Origin of the sequence: Bradyrhizobium sp. B039 (genome assembly GCF_038965675.1) — a bacterium.
GTDB lineage: Bacteria > Pseudomonadota > Alphaproteobacteria > Rhizobiales > Xanthobacteraceae > Bradyrhizobium > Bradyrhizobium diazoefficiens.
The window spans coordinates 5,597,568-5,613,718 of record NZ_CP152416.1 but is presented as its reverse complement, the minus strand read 5'-3'; the positions used below and the strand labels follow the sequence as shown (position 1 = coordinate 5,613,718).

General features: G+C 66.0%; 17 protein-coding genes and 2 tRNA genes. 11 read left to right on the top strand and 8 right to left on the bottom strand.

Annotated features, from left to right (window positions below):
• Positions 1–75: 75 nt before the first annotated feature.
• Complete coding sequence (locus AAFG50_RS26550; RefSeq protein ID WP_028175890.1) at positions 76–1,914, top strand: PQQ-binding-like beta-propeller repeat protein; 1,839 nt, start codon at positions 76–78, stop codon at positions 1,912–1,914.
• Positions 1,915–2,190: 276 nt separating this feature from the next.
• Entirely contained in the window at positions 2,191–2,604 is a 414-nt protein-coding gene (locus AAFG50_RS26545; RefSeq protein WP_028175891.1) for a GFA family protein, read from the top strand.
• Positions 2,605–2,623: 19 nt separating this feature from the next.
• Here AAFG50_RS26545 and AAFG50_RS26540 read toward each other — a convergent pair.
• Together AAFG50_RS26540 and AAFG50_RS26535 are read right to left on the bottom strand one after the other, a co-directional pair.
• Positions 2,624–2,698, bottom strand: a tRNA-Thr gene (locus AAFG50_RS26540).
• Positions 2,699–2,861: 163 nt separating this feature from the next.
• On the bottom strand, positions 2,862–3,314 hold the full coding sequence (locus AAFG50_RS26535; RefSeq protein WP_011088250.1) for a hypothetical protein: 453 nt from the start codon (positions 3,312–3,314) through the stop codon (positions 2,862–2,864).
• Positions 3,315–3,620: 306 nt separating this feature from the next.
• Here AAFG50_RS26535 and AAFG50_RS26530 point away from each other — a divergent pair, with 306 nt between their 5' ends.
• Positions 3,621–4,106: a hypothetical protein gene (locus AAFG50_RS26530; protein WP_011088249.1), complete on the top strand. Its 486-nt coding sequence runs from the start codon at positions 3,621–3,623 to the stop codon at positions 4,104–4,106.
• 44 nt (positions 4,107–4,150) lie between these two features.
• The gene (locus AAFG50_RS26525; RefSeq protein ID WP_028175994.1) at positions 4,151–4,630 is read left to right on the top strand and encodes a hypothetical protein; all 480 of its coding nucleotides are present in this window, start codon (positions 4,151–4,153) and stop codon (positions 4,628–4,630) included.
• Positions 4,631–4,739: 109 nt separating this feature from the next.
• Here the strand turns inward: AAFG50_RS26525 and rlmB are convergent, their stop codons facing one another.
• A complete protein-coding gene (gene rlmB / locus AAFG50_RS26520) occupies positions 4,740–5,570 on the bottom strand; it encodes a 23S rRNA (guanosine(2251)-2'-O)-methyltransferase RlmB (RefSeq protein ID WP_028175995.1) in 831 nt (276 codons plus the stop codon).
• Positions 5,571–5,776: 206 nt separating this feature from the next.
• Here rlmB and AAFG50_RS26515 point away from each other — a divergent pair.
• A tRNA-Tyr gene (locus AAFG50_RS26515) sits at positions 5,777–5,862 on the top strand.
• 121 nt (positions 5,863–5,983) lie between these two features.
• On the opposite strand, the gene AAFG50_RS26510 is transcribed toward AAFG50_RS26515, so the two are convergent.
• A complete protein-coding gene (locus AAFG50_RS26510) occupies positions 5,984–7,015 on the bottom strand; it encodes an LLM class flavin-dependent oxidoreductase (protein ID WP_028175996.1) in 1,032 nt (343 codons plus the stop codon).
• A 140-nt stretch (positions 7,016–7,155) separates the two neighbouring features.
• Positions 7,156–8,079, bottom strand: a complete 924-nt coding sequence (locus tag AAFG50_RS26505; RefSeq protein WP_028175997.1) for a LysR family transcriptional regulator — start codon at positions 8,077–8,079, stop codon at positions 7,156–7,158.
• A gap of 113 nt (positions 8,080–8,192) precedes the next feature.
• On the opposite strand from AAFG50_RS26505, the gene AAFG50_RS26500 reads away from it, so the two are divergent.
• The 3 genes from AAFG50_RS26500 to AAFG50_RS26490 are packed head-to-tail and all read left to right on the top strand — an operon-like array spanning position 8,193 to position 11,311.
• A complete protein-coding gene (locus AAFG50_RS26500; protein WP_028175998.1) occupies positions 8,193–9,551 on the top strand; it encodes an MFS transporter in 1,359 nt (452 codons plus the stop codon).
• A complete protein-coding gene (locus AAFG50_RS26495; protein WP_028175999.1) occupies positions 9,548–10,051 on the top strand; it encodes a GAF domain-containing protein in 504 nt (167 codons plus the stop codon). Before AAFG50_RS26500 ends, AAFG50_RS26495 begins: the two co-directional genes overlap by 4 nt.
• 12 nt (positions 10,052–10,063) lie before the next feature.
• The gene (locus AAFG50_RS26490) at positions 10,064–11,311 is read left to right on the top strand and encodes an amidohydrolase family protein (RefSeq protein ID WP_028176000.1); all 1,248 of its coding nucleotides are present in this window, start codon (positions 10,064–10,066) and stop codon (positions 11,309–11,311) included.
• Positions 11,312–11,317: 6 nt separating this feature from the next.
• Here the strand turns inward: AAFG50_RS26490 and AAFG50_RS26485 are convergent, their stop codons facing one another.
• The gene (locus tag AAFG50_RS26485; RefSeq protein WP_028176001.1) at positions 11,318–13,375 is read right to left on the bottom strand and encodes an ATP-dependent helicase; all 2,058 of its coding nucleotides are present in this window, start codon (positions 13,373–13,375) and stop codon (positions 11,318–11,320) included.
• Between the two features lie 128 nt (positions 13,376–13,503).
• On the opposite strand from AAFG50_RS26485, the gene AAFG50_RS26480 reads away from it, so the two are divergent.
• Complete coding sequence (locus tag AAFG50_RS26480) at positions 13,504–14,094, top strand: TMEM175 family protein (protein WP_028176002.1); 591 nt, start codon at positions 13,504–13,506, stop codon at positions 14,092–14,094.
• 15 nt (positions 14,095–14,109) lie between these two features.
• Here AAFG50_RS26480 and AAFG50_RS26475 read toward each other — a convergent pair whose 3' ends face one another.
• Positions 14,110–14,484: a YciI family protein gene (locus AAFG50_RS26475; protein WP_028176003.1), complete on the bottom strand. Its 375-nt coding sequence runs from the start codon at positions 14,482–14,484 to the stop codon at positions 14,110–14,112.
• A 203-nt stretch (positions 14,485–14,687) separates the two neighbouring features.
• On the opposite strand from AAFG50_RS26475, the gene AAFG50_RS26470 reads away from it, so the two are divergent.
• Positions 14,688–14,873, top strand: coding sequence for a hypothetical protein (locus AAFG50_RS26470; RefSeq protein ID WP_027549099.1), 186 nt, complete (start codon positions 14,688–14,690; stop codon positions 14,871–14,873).
• A 39-nt stretch (positions 14,874–14,912) separates the two neighbouring features.
• Positions 14,913–15,116 (top strand): hypothetical protein, encoded by a 204-nt coding sequence (locus AAFG50_RS26465; protein WP_011088238.1) that lies wholly within the window; start codon positions 14,913–14,915, stop codon positions 15,114–15,116.
• 9 nt (positions 15,117–15,125) lie between these two features.
• Here AAFG50_RS26465 and AAFG50_RS26460 read toward each other — a convergent pair whose 3' ends face one another.
• The gene (locus AAFG50_RS26460; RefSeq protein ID WP_028176004.1) at positions 15,126–15,839 is read right to left on the bottom strand and encodes a transporter substrate-binding domain-containing protein; all 714 of its coding nucleotides are present in this window, start codon (positions 15,837–15,839) and stop codon (positions 15,126–15,128) included.
• Positions 15,840–16,151 lie beyond the last annotated feature (312 nt).

Sequence of the window (16,151 nt, the reverse complement as noted above, 5' to 3'; positions counted from 1 at the left end):
CCGCGAATGCCGTCGCGCTACACTTTGGGTTGCATGAAGCCATCTCGCGTTGCGGTGACGATGCCGGAGCACGCCATGAGACCGAGTGTTGCGATTGCCGCCATGCTGATCTGGTACTGCGCGCCGGCGCTGGCGCAGCAGGAGGGCGCTGCGCTCTACGCAAGCCACTGCGCGCAATGTCACGATGGCGGCGATGGCCAAAGCCGTGTGCCGGGCCGTAGCGCCATGCAAGGAATGTCGTTCGATCATGTGCTGGGGACACTGACCACCGGCAGCATGGCAGCGATGGCGAAGGAGCGCAGCGACGAGGAACGCCGCGCGATTGCTTCCTTCGTCACTGGCAAGACTGCGACCGGCGGCGTCGCAGCCGACGCAGAAGGACGCTGCGCGCAGCAGGTCCGTGGCTTTCCAGAGCCGCTTGACGGTCCACGCTGGAACGGGTGGGGCGTCGACGCTGGCAACAGCCGCTTCCAGCCGGCCGACATGGCGGGGCTGACCGCGGAAGAGGTGCCGCGCCTGCGGCTGAAATGGGCTTACGCCTTTCCCGGCGCCTCGGTGTCCTTTGCGCCGCCGACGATCATGGGCGGCCTGCTGTTCATCGGCGGCACCGACCGCAAGGTGCACGCGCTCGATGCGCGAAGCGGCTGCACGCTGTGGACATTCGCGACCGATGCCGCGGTGCGCGCAGCGATCAGCTTCGCGCCGCTTCCCGGCACCGATCAGTTCGTGATCTTCTTCGGTGACTTGCGCGCCAATGCCTATGCCGTGAACGCGCTGACCGGTGCACTGATCTGGAAAACGAAGGTCGAGGAGCATCCGGCCGCGCGCATCACAGGCGCGCCGACGCTGCACTCCGGCGTGCTCTACGTCCCGGTGTCCTCGCTCGAGGAGGCCGCCGGCTCGCAAGCCAGTTACGAATGCTGCACATTCCGCGGCAGCGTGGTGGCGCTGGAGGCTGTGACCGGCAAGCCGGTGTGGCAGGCCTACACGATCCCGGAAGTGCCGCATCCGACCGGCAAGAATACGAAAGGTACGCAGCTGTTCGGCCCGTCCGGCGCCGCGGTGTGGTCGGCACCGACGGTCGATCCGAAGCGCAACGCCGTCTACGTCGCGACCAGCAATTCCTATTCGAATCCGCCGGCCGCAACCGCCGACGCGATCCTCGCGTTCGAGCTTGCGACCGGAAAGCTGCTCTGGAAGCAGCAGGCGACCCCGAAGGACGCCTTCATCGTGGCATGCTACGGCGCGGACAGGACCAATTGTCCTGACGAGCACGGCCCCGATCACGATTTCGGCCAGTCGCCGATCCTCGTGACCTTGCGCGACGGCAGGCGTGTTCTTGCCATCGCGCAGAAGTCCGGTGTCGTGCATGCGCTCGACCCGGATGATGGCGGCAAGATCCTGTGGCAGACGCGGATCGGGAAGGGCGGTGCGCTCGGCGGCAGCGAATGGGGCTCGGCCGCCGATCAGGACCGCATCTACGTCGCGAACTCCGACGTGCGTTTCCTGCACGATGGCACGCGGCGGCTGGATTCCACCCAAGGTGGAGGCCTGTTCGGTCTCGATCTCGCCAGCGGGAAAATTGCGATGGAAGTGCCTCCCGTCGCCTGCGGCGATCGCCTCCAATGCAGCCCCGCGCTGTCGGCGGCGGTCAGCCTGATCCCCGGCGTCGTGTTCTCCGGCGGCGTCAGCGGCGTCCTGCGCGCCTACGCCACAGCTGACGGCAAGCTGCTGTGGGAGTTCGATACCGCGCGAGACTATACGGCCGTGAACGGCGTCCCCGCCCATGGCGGCGCGATCGACGGCCCAGGGCCGGTCATCGCCGGCGGCATGCTCTACACCAATTCCGGCTACGGCCAGTGGAGCGGCGTGGCCGGCAACGTGCTGCTGGCGTTCGAGGTCGGGAAGGAGTGAGGGCGAGCATAGGTGCATCGCTCCACCAACTCGTCATCGCGAGCGTAGCGAAGCAACCGCAAAGTCTTTCCGCGATGACAGTCTGGATTGCTTCGCTGCGCTCGCAGTGACGGAGCAAGATGAGAAGTCATGGTCAATCCAACTCGCATCTCAAACACGGGCACAGCTCTTTCGTAGCGCGCTCCAAGCAGCGGAATGCGGGAACACCGTCCCGGATTGCGCTCCACTCCATCCGGGCCGCAGGACCCGTCGGCCAACCAAGAGGAAGGAACTTCGATGATCGACGCCCGATGTAATTGCGGCGCCCTTGCGCTGTCGCTTCCGGGGCCATCAAGCCTCGTCGCTGCCTGCCATTGCATTGACTGCCAGCGGCGAACAGGCGCGCCGTTCGGTGTCGGTGCCTTCTATCCGGCAGAGGCCGTCACGATCTCAGGCGCGTCGAAGGAATACGTCCGCACAGCCGCAAGCGGCGGCAAGGTCCGCAACTATTTTTGTCCCGACTGCGGTTCAACGGTCTGGTGGAAAGCCGACAAACTGCCTGCGATGATCGGCGTCGCCATCGGTGCCATCGCGGATCCAAACTATCCGGCACCGATCAGATCGGTTTTCGAGCAGTCGAAACATGCCTGGGTGGAAATCACCGGCGCCCAGCATTTCCAGCAGAGCAGCGCGCAGCAGAATTCGGACTGAGTGCTCCCGCCTCGAGCGCTGGTGCCGGCTGAGGGGATTGAACCCCCGACCTTCGGTTTACAAAACCGCTGCTCTACCGCTGAGCTAAGCCGGCGACGCGGGGCAGGGCTCGGCATGTGCCGGAGCTGTCCGCCCGCTCGGGCGTCGCAATATCAGACTTGGTCGGAAAGTGCCAGAACCTGGCAGTGGCGTTTCGCCGGCAAGAAACAGGCGGCCCGTCGGGCCGCCTGCAAGCTTTCAGCCTGATGGCCGGGGCCTTACTGGCAGAGGTGCCGCCGTCCGTCTTCGCCCTTGAACCATGTGCCGGGTCTGCACACGATGCCGTTGCGGGCTGCGTAGGCGTCCCAGTTGCCGTACCAGGCGGGGCCGCCGCTGTCATAGCGCGCGTAGGAATTGCCCCAGCCCTGGAACGGTGCAGCCGCAATCGTTGCGGCGGTGCCGACTGCCGCACCAGCCACCGCGCCCGCGGTGTCGAGCGGCCAGAAGCCCGATTGTGTTCCATCATTCGGATTCACTTGGCCGCGGGCCATGTGCCGGCGGCGATAGGCGCGGTCGGCGGTCGCATTGCCGGGACCGAGATTCTGGCAATTAGGATCCTGGAAGAGCCCCGTGCAGCGGCCCGAATTGTCGACTGTCGCTTGCGCGAAGGCCGGTGTTGCCAGCGTGGACGCGACGATCGCGGCCAAGCCAAGAAGCTTCAGGCTCGTCATGGCATTTTCTCCATGTTGTTGAGACCTGTGCTAAGTGCGGCATCTGGTAGTCGTTCCGCGGATTCTCGCACGCGGGGTCACATCGACGTGAGCCCGCCCAGGATGTGAAGTTTGTGCCACGCAACCTTGCGCGCTCCGGCACGTGCGGCGAGCTTGCGCCGCGTTAACGCTTCGCTAGCGCAGCTTGCGGCATTTGAGCGGCCCGCGCCCCTTGCGCGTTAGGCTTACCGGCATTTGGTGAGCCGGCCTTAACCCTCTGTGTGCCGCGATCGGTTAGGTTGTGTTCCAGACAACCGGGATCCCACCATGCGCGCTCTGGCGCTCGCAGCCTTTCTGATCGGACTGCCCGCGACGGCGTTTGCCGGCGGCGGCTTCGATATCGTCGTGCCCGGCCGCCCCGGCGTGCCGATCATCATCAATGGCATCGACGCGTCCTATAGCGTCGTCGAAGGTGTCTGGGGCCTCGGCAAGAACGTCCAGGTGCAGCCGACGATCTATGGCGGACGCTATATCGCCGAGCGGCAGCCCGACGACGTCGGCCATTATTATCCGACACTGGGCCTGCGGCCCGGCTACGGCCGGCTCGAGGTCGAGCCGCCCGCGAACCGCAGATTGCCGAAGCCGGCCGAGAGCTACCACCAGAGCTGGGGCGCGCAATCGGCGCCGCTGCCGCCGCAGATGGACGTGCCCGCCGATCCGCCGCCGGTGATCCTGGCGCCGGAGATCAATGTGAATCCGCAGCATCGTCGGCCCCGGCCGCGTGCCGAGGTGCCCGGCAAGCCGCCGGGTTAAGAAACGTCAAAAATCCGAGATACGGAAATCAACAGGAGAGAGTAATGCGTCAGATGATTTCGGGACTGGTCGCGGCGGCTGCCGTGATGTTCGTCGGGGCCGCGCCGGCCGCGGCTTGCGGCTTCAATCCGTGCCAGCCGGTTGCGCCCGTCTATTCCGGCTGCAACACCGGTTGCGGCGGTTACGGCTATGGCTATGGCGCCTATGAGCGTCTCGCCGAGCCGACCACGCAGTATTACTACGTCAACCAGGGTCCGACCTACACCGGCCCGGGCGCCTTCGCGCCGTATCCGACCTATCGTGAGGACGCGGTCGTCGCCCCCGCCAACTATGGTTATGGCTATCGCGCCGCCGCCTATCCCTATCACCGCCCGTACTACCGTCCGTATCGCTACGGCTATGGCCCGCGCTACGGCTATCTGCCGCGCGTGCATTACGGCTACGGCCCGCGCTATGGTTACGCCCATCGCCACGCGCCCGCGCCGTACTATGGCGGCCACCGCGTGCTGCGCCGCTACTACTGATCACTTGATCGGTTGAGTTTTTCGAAGCGCCCGTCCGCGTCATGCGGACGGGCGTTTCTTGTTTGTGTCTCTTCGCTTGCGGGGCGAGGGAGCGTAGTTGCGTCCGCGGCTACCGCTTCATCAGCCCGAGCCGGCTCGCGCCGACATAGAGCGAGAGTGCGGCTGCGTTGGAGACGTTGAGGCTCTTGATCTCGCCGGGCATGTCGAGCCGCGCCACGACGCTGCAGGTCTCGCGCGTCAATTGCCGCAGGCCTTTTCCTTCCGCGCCGAGCACGAGCGCCAGCGGTTCGCGCAGTGCGACGTTTGAGAGGTCCTCGCTGCCTTCGCTGTCGAGCCCGACGGTCTGGAAGCCGCGCTCGTTCAGCGCGGTCAGCGCGCGGGCGAGGTTTTGCACCGTCACGACGGGCACCAGCTCGAGCGCGCCGGAGGCGGCTTTCGCGAGCACGCCGGTCGCTTCCGGGCTGTGGCGCGCGGTGGTGACGATCGCCTTCACCGCGAAGGCCGCGGCGGAGCGCAGGATGGCGCCGACATTGTGCGGATCGGTGATCTGGTCGAGCACCAGCACCATGCCCTCCGGCGTCAAGGTCTCGATGTCGGGTGAGGGCAGGGGATCGGCCTCGGCGAGCAGGCCCTGATGCACGGCGTCGGGCGACAGCAGGCGGTCGATCTCCTGGGGCCGGACGATCTCGGGCGTGACGCGGGTCTCGATATTCTCTTCGGCGAGGCGCCTTGCGGCGTTCTCGGTCAGCGTCAGCTTGCGGATCCGCCGCGCCGGGTTTTGCAGCGCCATGGTGACGCTGTGCCAGCCATAGAGGATGACCGGCCCGTCGGATGCCGAATCACGGTCGCGCCAGGCCGGCCGGCCGGCCGATTTCCCGGGCCTGTTGAAGGGCTTAGCCCCGCCGCGGGAGCCCTTGGAGGTGAATTTTCGATCCTTCATGGGCTCGCTTGTGTCACGGGTCCCGTAATATGGCAATTTGAGCGCCTGCGAGGGCGATTTTAGCTGTTCGCCTCGGTTGACTTTGCCCCACCGCATCGCCCATAAACGCGCCCGGTCGCGCCCCCATCCGGGCTGTCGCGGCCTTCACGTTCCATGGCCGTTCTCGGTCGCCGGCAAGGTCCGGCCCGATTGTGCTGCCGTCGAGCGGGGGAGTGTCCCGAGTGGCAAAGGGAGCTGACTGTAAATCAGCCGCCTCATGGCTTCGCAGGTTCGAGTCCTGCCTCCCCCACCAGCCTTCGCTCGCTTCGCGAGCTACGGCTGGGCAAGCCAGCCCAAATCATCGTCACGCGAAGCTAGCGAAGGCTGTCACGCCGTAGCCCGGAGGGCGTAGGCGGACTGCCTCGGAGCGTAAGTCACCCCATCATCTCCCGCACCATCGGCACCACCTTGCGCCCATAAAGCTCGATACTCTTCATCAGCTTCTCGTGCGGCAGGGGGCCGGCCGAATATTTCAACTGAAACCGTGAAATCCCGAGCGCCTTCGCGGTCGCCGCGATCTTGCGCGCCACGGTTTCCGGCGAGCCGACATAGAGCGAGCCGTGCTCGGCTTCGTTCACGAACTCGTCGCGGCCCATCGGCGGCCAGCCGCGTTCCTTGCCGATGCGATCGCGCATGGCCTTGTAGTCGGGCCAGAGCTCCTCGCGCGCCTCTCCATCCGTTTCCGCGACATAGCCGGGCGAGTGCACGCCGATCGGCTGGGCCGGGCGGCCGAATTCCTTGAAGGCGCGGTGATAGAGATCGACGTAAGGTGCAAAGCGCGCGGGATCGCCGCCGATGATCGCGAGCATCAAAGGCAGGTCGTAATGCGCCGCGCGCACCACCGATTGCGGGCTGCCGCCGACACCGATCCAGGTTTTGAGCTGGCCGTTCTCGACGGGGGGATAGACCAGCTGATCCTTCAATGGCGGGCGCAGCTTGCCTTGCCAGGTCACCGGCTTCTGCGACAGCAGCGCCGCGAACAGATCGAGCTTCTCCTCGAACAGCGTTTCGTAAGAACGCAGGTCAAAACCGAACAGCGGAAAGGATTCGGTAAAGGAACCGCGGCCGAGGATCACCTCGGCGCGCCCGTTGGAGAGCGCATCGAGCGTGGCAAAGCGCTGGAAGACGCGGATCGGATCGTCCGAGCTCAACACCGTCACGGCCGAGCCGAGATGGATGCGCCTGGTGCGCGATGCGATCGCGGCGAGCACGGTCTCGGGCGAGGAGATCGCAAAATCAGAACGGTGATGTTCGCCGAGGCCAATGAAGTCGAGGCCGAGCTCGTCGGCCAGCACCGCCTCATCGACGACGTTGCGGATCACCCGCGCATGGGAAAGCATGGTGCCGTCGGCGTCCTTGGTGACGTCGCCAAAGGTATCCAGTCCGAATTGAAGCGATGCGGTCATCGATCGGGTCTCTGCAGGACGCGGGCGGCGCCCGTCATGTGGGAGGAAATGGCTCGCCGTGCAGCTAGGGCGCGGAGGCCGCTTCGGCAATGCCGCTCCGGGAAAGGCACGGTTTCCGGTTTTGCATCACGCCGGCGGGTTCAATCGGATCTGGCGAACATCTCGACCAGGGTCTCGCGCAGCCAGCGCTGCGCCGGCACGGTGTCGTTGCGCTGGTGCCAGAACAGGCTGACGATGCGCGGCGGCGCCTGAAGCGGAAGCGGCATGGCGTGCAGCAACGGCGCATGCCTAGATTGCGAACGCAGGTCGCTCGGCAGCACGGCGATCAGGTCGGACTGGCGCACGACCTCGTAGGCGGCGCTGTAGTGATTGACGGTCGCGACCAGGTTGCGTGACAGCCCGCGCGAGGCGAGAAAGAGGTCGTAGGACGGCATGGTCTTGCCCGCGAGGCTCACATCGACGTGGCCCGCGTTGAGGAAAGTGCGGGTGCTGAGCCGCTTCATGCCCGCGAGCGGATGGCCGCGCCGCATGAAGCAGGCATAGTCGACGGTCCACAGCGAGCGCGAGCGAATGGCGGCCGGTTGTTGCGCCTCGTTGACATAGACGCTCATGACGCAGTCGACCCTGTTGTCCTCGAGCTGGTCGGCGATCTCCAGGATGGTGTTGGGGACGGTATGGACCCGCGCCTTGGGCGCGACCTTGCCGAGATGGCCGAGGAGGTCCGGCATCACGAGCGAGGAGACGTAGTCCGACATCGACAGGCTGAACTCGGTCTGCGCGCGGCCGGGATCGAACACCTGCTCGTCGAGCGCACCACGCACGCTTTCCAGCGCTTCGCCGATCGGCTCCCACAGCACCACGGCGCGCTGGGTGGGACGGATGCCGGTGCCGGATCTCACGAACAGGGGATCGCCGAGCGCGTCGCGCAGCCGCGCCAGCGCGTTGCTGACCGCGGGCTGGGTCATCGTCAGCGCGCTCGCCGCGCGCGTGACGCTGCCCTCGGTCATCAGCGCCTCGAAGACTTTCAAGAGGTTGAGGTCGAGTGCACGGAACGACACGAACATTCACCACAGTGATATATTAGATCATGATTATAAATTATGACGATAATATCTCCTTGTCTATGGTTCCCTGAGGGACACGCGGTGCGCCGGGCCGCCAGACTGAGGGGACTTTCATGTCGATGATATCGGCGCGCATCGAGCGCCTTCCGTTCGCTCGCTTCCACAAGCATCTGCTACTGATGGGCGGGCTCGGCTACATGTTCGACGCGATGGATGCGGCGGTGCTGGCCTTCATCCTGCCGGTGCTGCGCACCGCGTGGAATCTGTCGAGCGTGCAGATCGGCGTGCTCGGCAGCAGCACCTATATCGGCTTCCTGTTCGGCGCGTTGCTGGCGGGCACGCTGGGTGACCTGATCGGCCGCCGCGCCGTGATGATGTCGGCGCTTGCGCTGTATTGCGCGGCGTCCATCGTGAGTGCGATGGTCGATACATGGCCGTCCTTCTTCGCCGCCCGCGTCGTCGCCGGCATGGGCACCGGCGCGGAGAGCGCGATCATCGCGCCCTATCTCGCGGAGTTCGTCGCGCGGCGCTACCGCGGCAGCTTCACCGGCGCACTGGCCGGCTTCTTCTCCTTCGGCTTCGTTGCGGCGGCGCTGCTCGGCTACTTCATCGTGCCCGCCTATGAGAACGGCTGGCGCATCGTGCTGGTCATCACCGCGGTGCCGGTGGTCATGCTGTTGTGGTGGCGCAGGGCCTTGCCCGAATCGCCGCGCTGGCTCGAAAGCCGCGGCAGGGAGAAGGAAGCCGAAGCCTTGCTGGACACGATCGAGGCGGGCTTTGCGCGCCAGGGCCATGTCCTGCCGCAGCCGGTCGTCGAAGCCGTCGCGCCGCAGGGCGCGACCGGAACGCTGCTCGCCAATTTCGCCGCGCTCCTCGCAGGCCGGCAGGCGCGCATCACCATCATGACCTGGATCATGTGGCTGGCGATCACCTTCAGCTATTATTCCTTCTTCGTCTGGATCCCCGGCCTGCTGGTTCAGAACGGCATGAGCATCACCAAGAGCTTCGCCTATTCGATCGCGATCTATTGCGCGCAGATCCCCGGTTATTTCAGCGCCGCGTATTTCAACGAGCGTATCGGCCGGCAGGCGACGATCGCGACCTACATGGTGCTCGGCGGCGCCAGCGCGCTCGGGCTCGCCTTCGCGCAGAGCGACCAGCAGATCATGGCGGCGGGAATCTTCCTGTCCCTGTTCATGAACGGCACCTATGCGGGCGTCTATGCCTATACCGCTGAGGTGTTCCCGACGCCGGTCAGGACCACCGGTGCCGGGCTTGCCTCTGCGATCGGCCGCATCGGCGCGATCGTCTCGCCGATCCTGGTCGGCTATCTCTATCCCAATTTCGGCTTCGCCGGCGTGTTCGGCGTCACCACCACCGTGCTGCTGCTCGGGGCGGTGACCGTCGTGCTGATGGGCGTGCCGACCCGCGGCCGTTCGCTGGAAGAGATTGCGGCGGGTGAAGTTGCATGACGCGGACCAAACCCCAGGCCGATCCGCTGCTCTGTGCCGTCGCGGCGGCGCAGGGCAGGGTGGATCAGCCGGATGCGCTGTTCGTGGCGCTGGACGAAGCCGTGAAGTCAGCGATCGGGCACAAGCTGTTCACGATCCTGACCTATGACGGCGACAGCGGTGAAGCGGCGCGGATCTATTCCAATCTCCCCGGCCCATATCCGACCGGCGGACGCAAGCGCCTCGCGCCGGGCCCGTGGACCGAGGCCGTGCTCGATCGGGGCGATGCCTATATCGGCCGCACCCAGGCCGATCTGCGCATGGTGTTCTCCGACCACGAGCTGATCGCCTCGCTCGGCTGCGAGAGCGTGCTCAACATGCCTGTGCGCTGGCGCGGACGTACGCTCGGCTCGCTCAATCTGCTTCATGAGGCGGGCTGGTACGGCGAGGATGATGTCGCCGCGTGCCTTCCCTTTGCCCAGCTCACATTGCCGGCGTTGCTTGCGCCGGCCCACTTCTGACAGGACGCCGCGATGCCCCGCATCCTCTTCAAGAACGCCGCTCTGCTCGATCCGCTTCAGCCGGACCTGCTGGACGGACATCACGTGCTGGTCGAAGACAATTTGATCAAGGAGGTCTCGGACCGGCCGCTCCAGGTCACCGCCGACCGCACCATCGATCTGAAGGGCAAGACGCTGATGCCCGGCCTGATCGACCTGCATGTGCACGCGGTGGCGGTCGAGCTCAATCTGGCGCAGCAGGTGCACATGCCCAACGTGCTGGTGACGCTGCGCTCGACGCTGCTGCTGCGCGGCATGCTGCGGCGTGGCTTCACCACCGTCCGCGATGCCGGCGGCGCCGGCCATGCGCTGAAGCAGGCGATCGAGACCGGCCTCACTGACGGCCCGCGGCTGTTCGTCTCCGGCCGCGCGCTCAGCCAGACCGGCGGCCACGGCGACATGCGGGCGCGCTCGGATTATCTGGCGAGTGACGCACCATGTCCGTGCTGCGTGCGGGTCGGCGCACTGGCGCGCGTCGCCGACGGCGTCGACGGCGTGCGCAGGGCCGCGCGCGAGGAGCTCCAGATGGGCGCCGACCAGATCAAGATCATGGCCTCCGGCGGCGTTGCCTCGCCGACCGATCCGGTCGGCGCCTTCGGCTACTCCGAGGACGAGATCCGCGCCATCGTCGAGGAAGCGCGCGGGCGCCAGACCTATGTGCTGGCCCACGCTTACACCGCCGCCGCCATCGCGCGCGCGGTTCGCTGCGGCGTGCGCACCATCGAGCACGGCAATCTCGTGGATGAGACGACCGCGCGGCTGATGGCCGAGAAGGGCGCCTATGTGGTGCCGACCCTCGTCACCTATGAGGCGCTGGCCAACGAGGGCGCGCAGTATGGCCTGCCGCCGGAGAGCGTCGCCAAGATCGCCGATGTCCGCGACGCGGGTCTCCGTTCGCTCGCGATCTATCGCGATGCCGGCGTGAAGATGGGGTTCGGCAGCGATTTGCTCGGGCCGTCCCAGCGCCTCCAGAGCGATGAATTCCGCATCCGCGCCGAGATTCTCGGCCCGCGCGCCGTCATCGCCAGCGCCACGGTGATTGGTGCCGAGGTGCTCGGCATGGAGGGCAAGCTCGGCCGGATCGCACCCGAGGCTCTCGCAGACCTGCTGGTGGTCGACGGCAATCCGCTGCGCGATGTCGCTTGCCTGCTCGGCCAGGGCGAGCACATTCCGCTGGTGCTGAAGGCCGGCAAGGTCCAGTTCGACAGGCTGAACGCGTAGTCGGCCCTACCGCCACATCCCGCGCATGCGCGCGCCGATGTCGATCTTCGGCCCTTGCGCCGCGGTACGGGCTCCGCCGGCGGCGGCTTTGGGCCAGGCGGTGCGCTCGAACAGATAGACCAGCTGCTCCGGGATGAAGCGGGTGCGCGAGGCGTAGACGTGGCGGTCGCCCTTGGCGGCTTGGCCGTGGGTGAAGAAGCGCTGCGGCACGACGAGATGGAGATCGTCTTTGGCGCGCGTCATCGCGACATAGAGCAGGCGGCGTTCCTCCTCGAGCTCGGCGCTGGTGCCGGCACCGAGATCGGAGGGCATGCAGCCGTCGACGACGTTGAGCACGAATACCGACTTCCATTCCTGGCCCTTGGCGGAATGGATGGTGGAGAGGATCAGATAGTCCTCGTCGCGGAGCGGTGGCCCGGATTTGTCGCTGGTCGCGTCCGGCGGATCGAGCGTGAGCTCGGTCAAAAACTTTTCGCGCGAGGCGTAGCCGCTCGCGATCTGCTCGAGCTGCATCAGATCGGCGCGACGCGTCTCGGACTCCTCGTGGATGCGGTCGAGATGCGGCTCGTACCAGAGCCGCACGCGTTCGAGATCCGCCGGCCATTCCGAATAGCGCAGATTCTGGGTCGTGCGGACGAAGTCGGTCCAGTCCGCGCCGGTGCGCGGCGGCACCGGGAGCTGGCCGAGTGCAGCAAGCGGATCGGCGCTCTCCGCCATCTGGTCGAGCACGCGCTGCGCGGTCGCGGGGCCGATGCCGGGCAACAGATGCAGGATGCGGAAGCCCGCAACGCGGTCGCGCGGGTTTTCGGCGAAGCGCAGCATCGCCAGCACATCCTTGACGTGCGCGGCGTCGAGAAACTTCAGCCCGCCGAACTTTACGAACGGGATGTTGCGGCGGGTCAGCTCGATTTCCAGCGGCCCGGAATGCGAGGACGTCCGGAACAGCACCGCCTGGTGCTTCAAAAGCGCGCCTTGCTCGCGGTTGGCCAGCACCGCTTCGACGATGTAGCGCGCTTGATCAGCCTCGTCGTGCACGGTGACGAGCTGCGGCTTTTGCGCGGAGGTGCGGTCGGTCCAGAGGTTCTTGGTGAAGCGCTCGCGTGCGAGGCCAATGACACCGTTGGCCGCCGCGAGCACGGCTTGCGTCGAGCGGTAGTTGCGGTCGAGCGTGATCATCTCGGCGCAGGGCGAGAAGCTTTGCGGAAACTCCAGGATGTTGCGCACGGTGGCGGCGCGGAACGAGTAGATCGACTGCGCGTCGTCGCCGACCACGGTGAGGCCGCGTCCGTCGGGCTTCAGCGCCAGCAGGATCGAGGATTGCAGGCGGTTGGTGTCCTGATATTCGTCGACCAGCACGTGATCGAAGCGGCTGCCGATCTCTTCGGCGATCAGCGCGTCGCTCATCATCTGCGACCAGTAGAGCAGGAGGTCGTCGTAATCGAGCACGTGCTGGGCCTGCTTGGCCTCGACGTAAGCCGCGAACAGGCCCTTCAGCTCGGCGGCCCAGCCCACGCACCAGGGATAGTGCTGTCCCAGCACCTTCTCGATCTCCATCTCGGCGTTGACGCAGCGGGAGTAGATCGACAGGCACGTGCCCTTGGCTGGAAAGCGGCTCTCGGTCTTGGACAGGCCGCGCTCGTGCCGAACCAAATTCATCAGGTCGGCGGAATCCTCGCGGTCGTGGATGGTGAAGGCGGGATCGACGCCGATCCGCTCGGCATATTCGCGCAAGAGGCGCGCGCCGATGCCATGGAACGTGCCGGCCCAGGTCAGCGCATCTCGCATGATCGCGGCGTTGTTCTCCCCGAGCACCTTTCGGGCGATCCGCTCGACGCGGCCGGCCATCTCGGCCGCGGCGCGGCGCGAGAACGTCATCAACAGGATGCGGCGCGGATCGGCACCCGCAACGATCAGATGGGCGACGCGATGGGCCAGCGTGTTGGTCTTGCCCGAGCCGGCACCGGCGATGACGAGCAGGGGCGCGCCCACGGTCGCGCCATCGGCCACGCCATGCTCGACGGCGCGGCGCTGCTCCGCATTGAGCGTGTCCAGATATGTTGCCACGAATCGCCCCGGTGAAACCGTGAGATTCGGCGATCTCCTCGCGAATCGCAATGCGGCTGGACGGAACCTTATTTAACACCTAGGGAAAAGACGGCCCAAGGTTCCAGCCCGAGAAGAGCGCGCCCGGCATGACCGAGCTCAAGCCCGACCAGTTCGAGATGCGGCGGCTGGAGTCGCTCAGCAACACCATCTTTGGTGTCGCCATGACGCTCCTGGCCTACGATCTGCCCAAGGCCGCCGTCTTCACCGGCGCACCCGGCTGGAGCGATCTCGCCCATGTCTATTCCGGCAAGCTTGCCGGCTTTGCGCTCAGCTTCATCATCGCCGGGGTGTTCTGGATCAGCCATCACCGGCGGCTGGCGCGCCAGCCGGTGGGCAGCCGCGGCGCGGTGATCCTCAACCTGTTCTTCCTGCTCTCGATCGTGCTGCTGCCGGTGACCAACGGCCTCTATACCAACTACGCCATGAGCAGCGCCGTTGCCGTGCTCTACGGCTTGCACCTAACCGCGATCGCCGGCCTCAATGCCTGGCTGTGGTGGACGATCCTGGGCGGCTGGCGCCATGAGATCATGGCATCGCTGTTTCCGCTGCTCGTGTTCATCCCGGGCACGATCGTGGCGGCGTTTGCGCCGCACGTCGCACCCTTCGTGTGGTTCATCGCCTTCGGCGGCCTGCTGATCCAGCGCTTCTACAGTGCGCAAACCGAACCGGATGCGTAAGGTGGTCGCTTCCCCTTATGTCGCGCCGAACCCGTCGGCCGGCACATAAAGCTTGACCGGGCGGATTTCGTAGACGGCACTCGGATTGACCTGACGCAGCTTCCGTGCCGCCGCGATCGCCTCGTCATCCGTGTCGTATTCCACGAGGTGGAAGCCCAGAAGCTGCTCCTTGGTCTCGGCAAACGGGCCGTCCATCACCACGCCCGCGCCGGGGCCGCGCAAGGTGCGGGCCTTTCGGGTCTCGTCCAGACGGGCGGCCGGCCCAAGGTGTCCGCTTGCCCTGAGCGGCGCCTGAACCTCGATGACCTTGGCCACGACCGCGGCGTCCTCCTCCGGAGTCCAGGACAAGATCTCGTCTTCCACGTGATAGGCCAGGATGGCGTAGAGCATCGTCACCTCGCTTTCTTTTGCTGCGCGCGTCCCAAGGACGTATCACGGCGGCCGGCGCCGACAATCCCCGAGCGCAAAATATTGCGTCGTGCAGGCCTCGACGAAACCGTCCTGAAACCCGATTACCGCCTTGCGGTGTGAACGCTGCCCAAAGCCGAGGCGACTGATGGCCACAAGAACACGGAAGGCCATCGGAGGCGGCAATGTCGGGTCACACTATCAAGATCATCTGCGACGCACGGCGGGCGGCACAATCGGAGCCTGCCGATTTGCACGACCAGAGCGGTCATCACCGCTATTACGGCAGCTCGGCCGAGAACGGCGGCGAACGCATCGTGGAGAGCCGCCGCGGCAAACGCCCGCGCGCGGTCAATGTCTGTGGCTTCTGAAGCCTTTTCTGAAGCTTTGGGCGAGACCGGTCTCCGCTGATGGGTGTCCTGCAAATATCGGTTGCCGCGCTGCCGTTCCTGGTCTCGCTGGCGAGCCGGAGCAGCAAGGCGATCGCGCCATGCCTGCTCGCGAGCATCTTCACAGTGCTGCTCGGCGAGGAGCCTCACCGGGCGGTCTTGGCCTGGTGTGTTGGCGTGCTGATCGCCGCTGTGGCGTTACGCGAACGGCTTCGCGCGACCTGAGCGGCGCTGTTACGGCGCGCTCAGGACCTGCTTGACGAGGACCTCACGCAGCGCCGCCAGCTCGCCGCTCGCCTCCATCTGCGCGATCACCTTGCCGACCTTCGGCACCAGATCGCGATGACGTTCGTGCAGGTAGTGGTAGATGTGGATGCGCTCGAGCGGCGGGGAGAGTGGGTAGATCCTGGCCTGGAGATTGAGCTTCCTCACCGCGACGAGTCCACTGAAGAGGTCGGTGACCATCACGTCGAAACGGTCGGCATCGAGCATCTGGATCATGTTCTCGAGGCTGGTGGTCGCCGTGACACGGGCCATGTCGCGGGTGCCGGCCTCCGATGAGCCGACGCCGCGGACGATGCCGATGTTGTAGTCCCTGATCGAATTCCAGCCGGCGACGTCGAAACGCAGTTTCGTCGTGAACACCGTGGGCTCGATGTAGTTGATCGCCGGCGTGACCTGGATCAGCGTCGGGTAGTCGCGCGAGAGCGTTCCGATCCGCTGGATTTCGCCGTCGACCTCGCCGGCGCTCGACAGCGCGAGTGCCCGCTTGCCGGGGACGTCCTCGAATTCGAGCCTGATGTTGAGCTTGGCGTAGACGGCCCGCAGCATCTCGCCGCCGACATATTGATCGGGGATGTCCGCGATGCGCGCCAGCCGGATCAGCTCCTGCGCCTGCGTTGGACCGGCTGCGAGCAACGACAGGCAGGCGATGGCCATCCGCCACATCACGCGTCTCCTTGGTCGTGCCTTGCTACCACTGGATTCGGAGGCCCGCGCGATCTACCGGGAGTGGCGCGCGCCTGCGCGCCAGCCGCAACGGCCATCACTCGCCGCCATGCAGGCGACTCCGGACTTTAACCGATGTTATTCTAGCACGCGAAGTGATAGTTTGCGCCGGAATCCTGCTGCTGGGCGCAAGATATGACCCCGCCGACCTCAAGCCGCCCATGGGCCGACAGGAATCGCCACGCGCATCGCGTGGAGGGGAAGTCTCAACGATCGAATTGCTCGCGACCGCTGCCGGCCGGAGCAGGATGC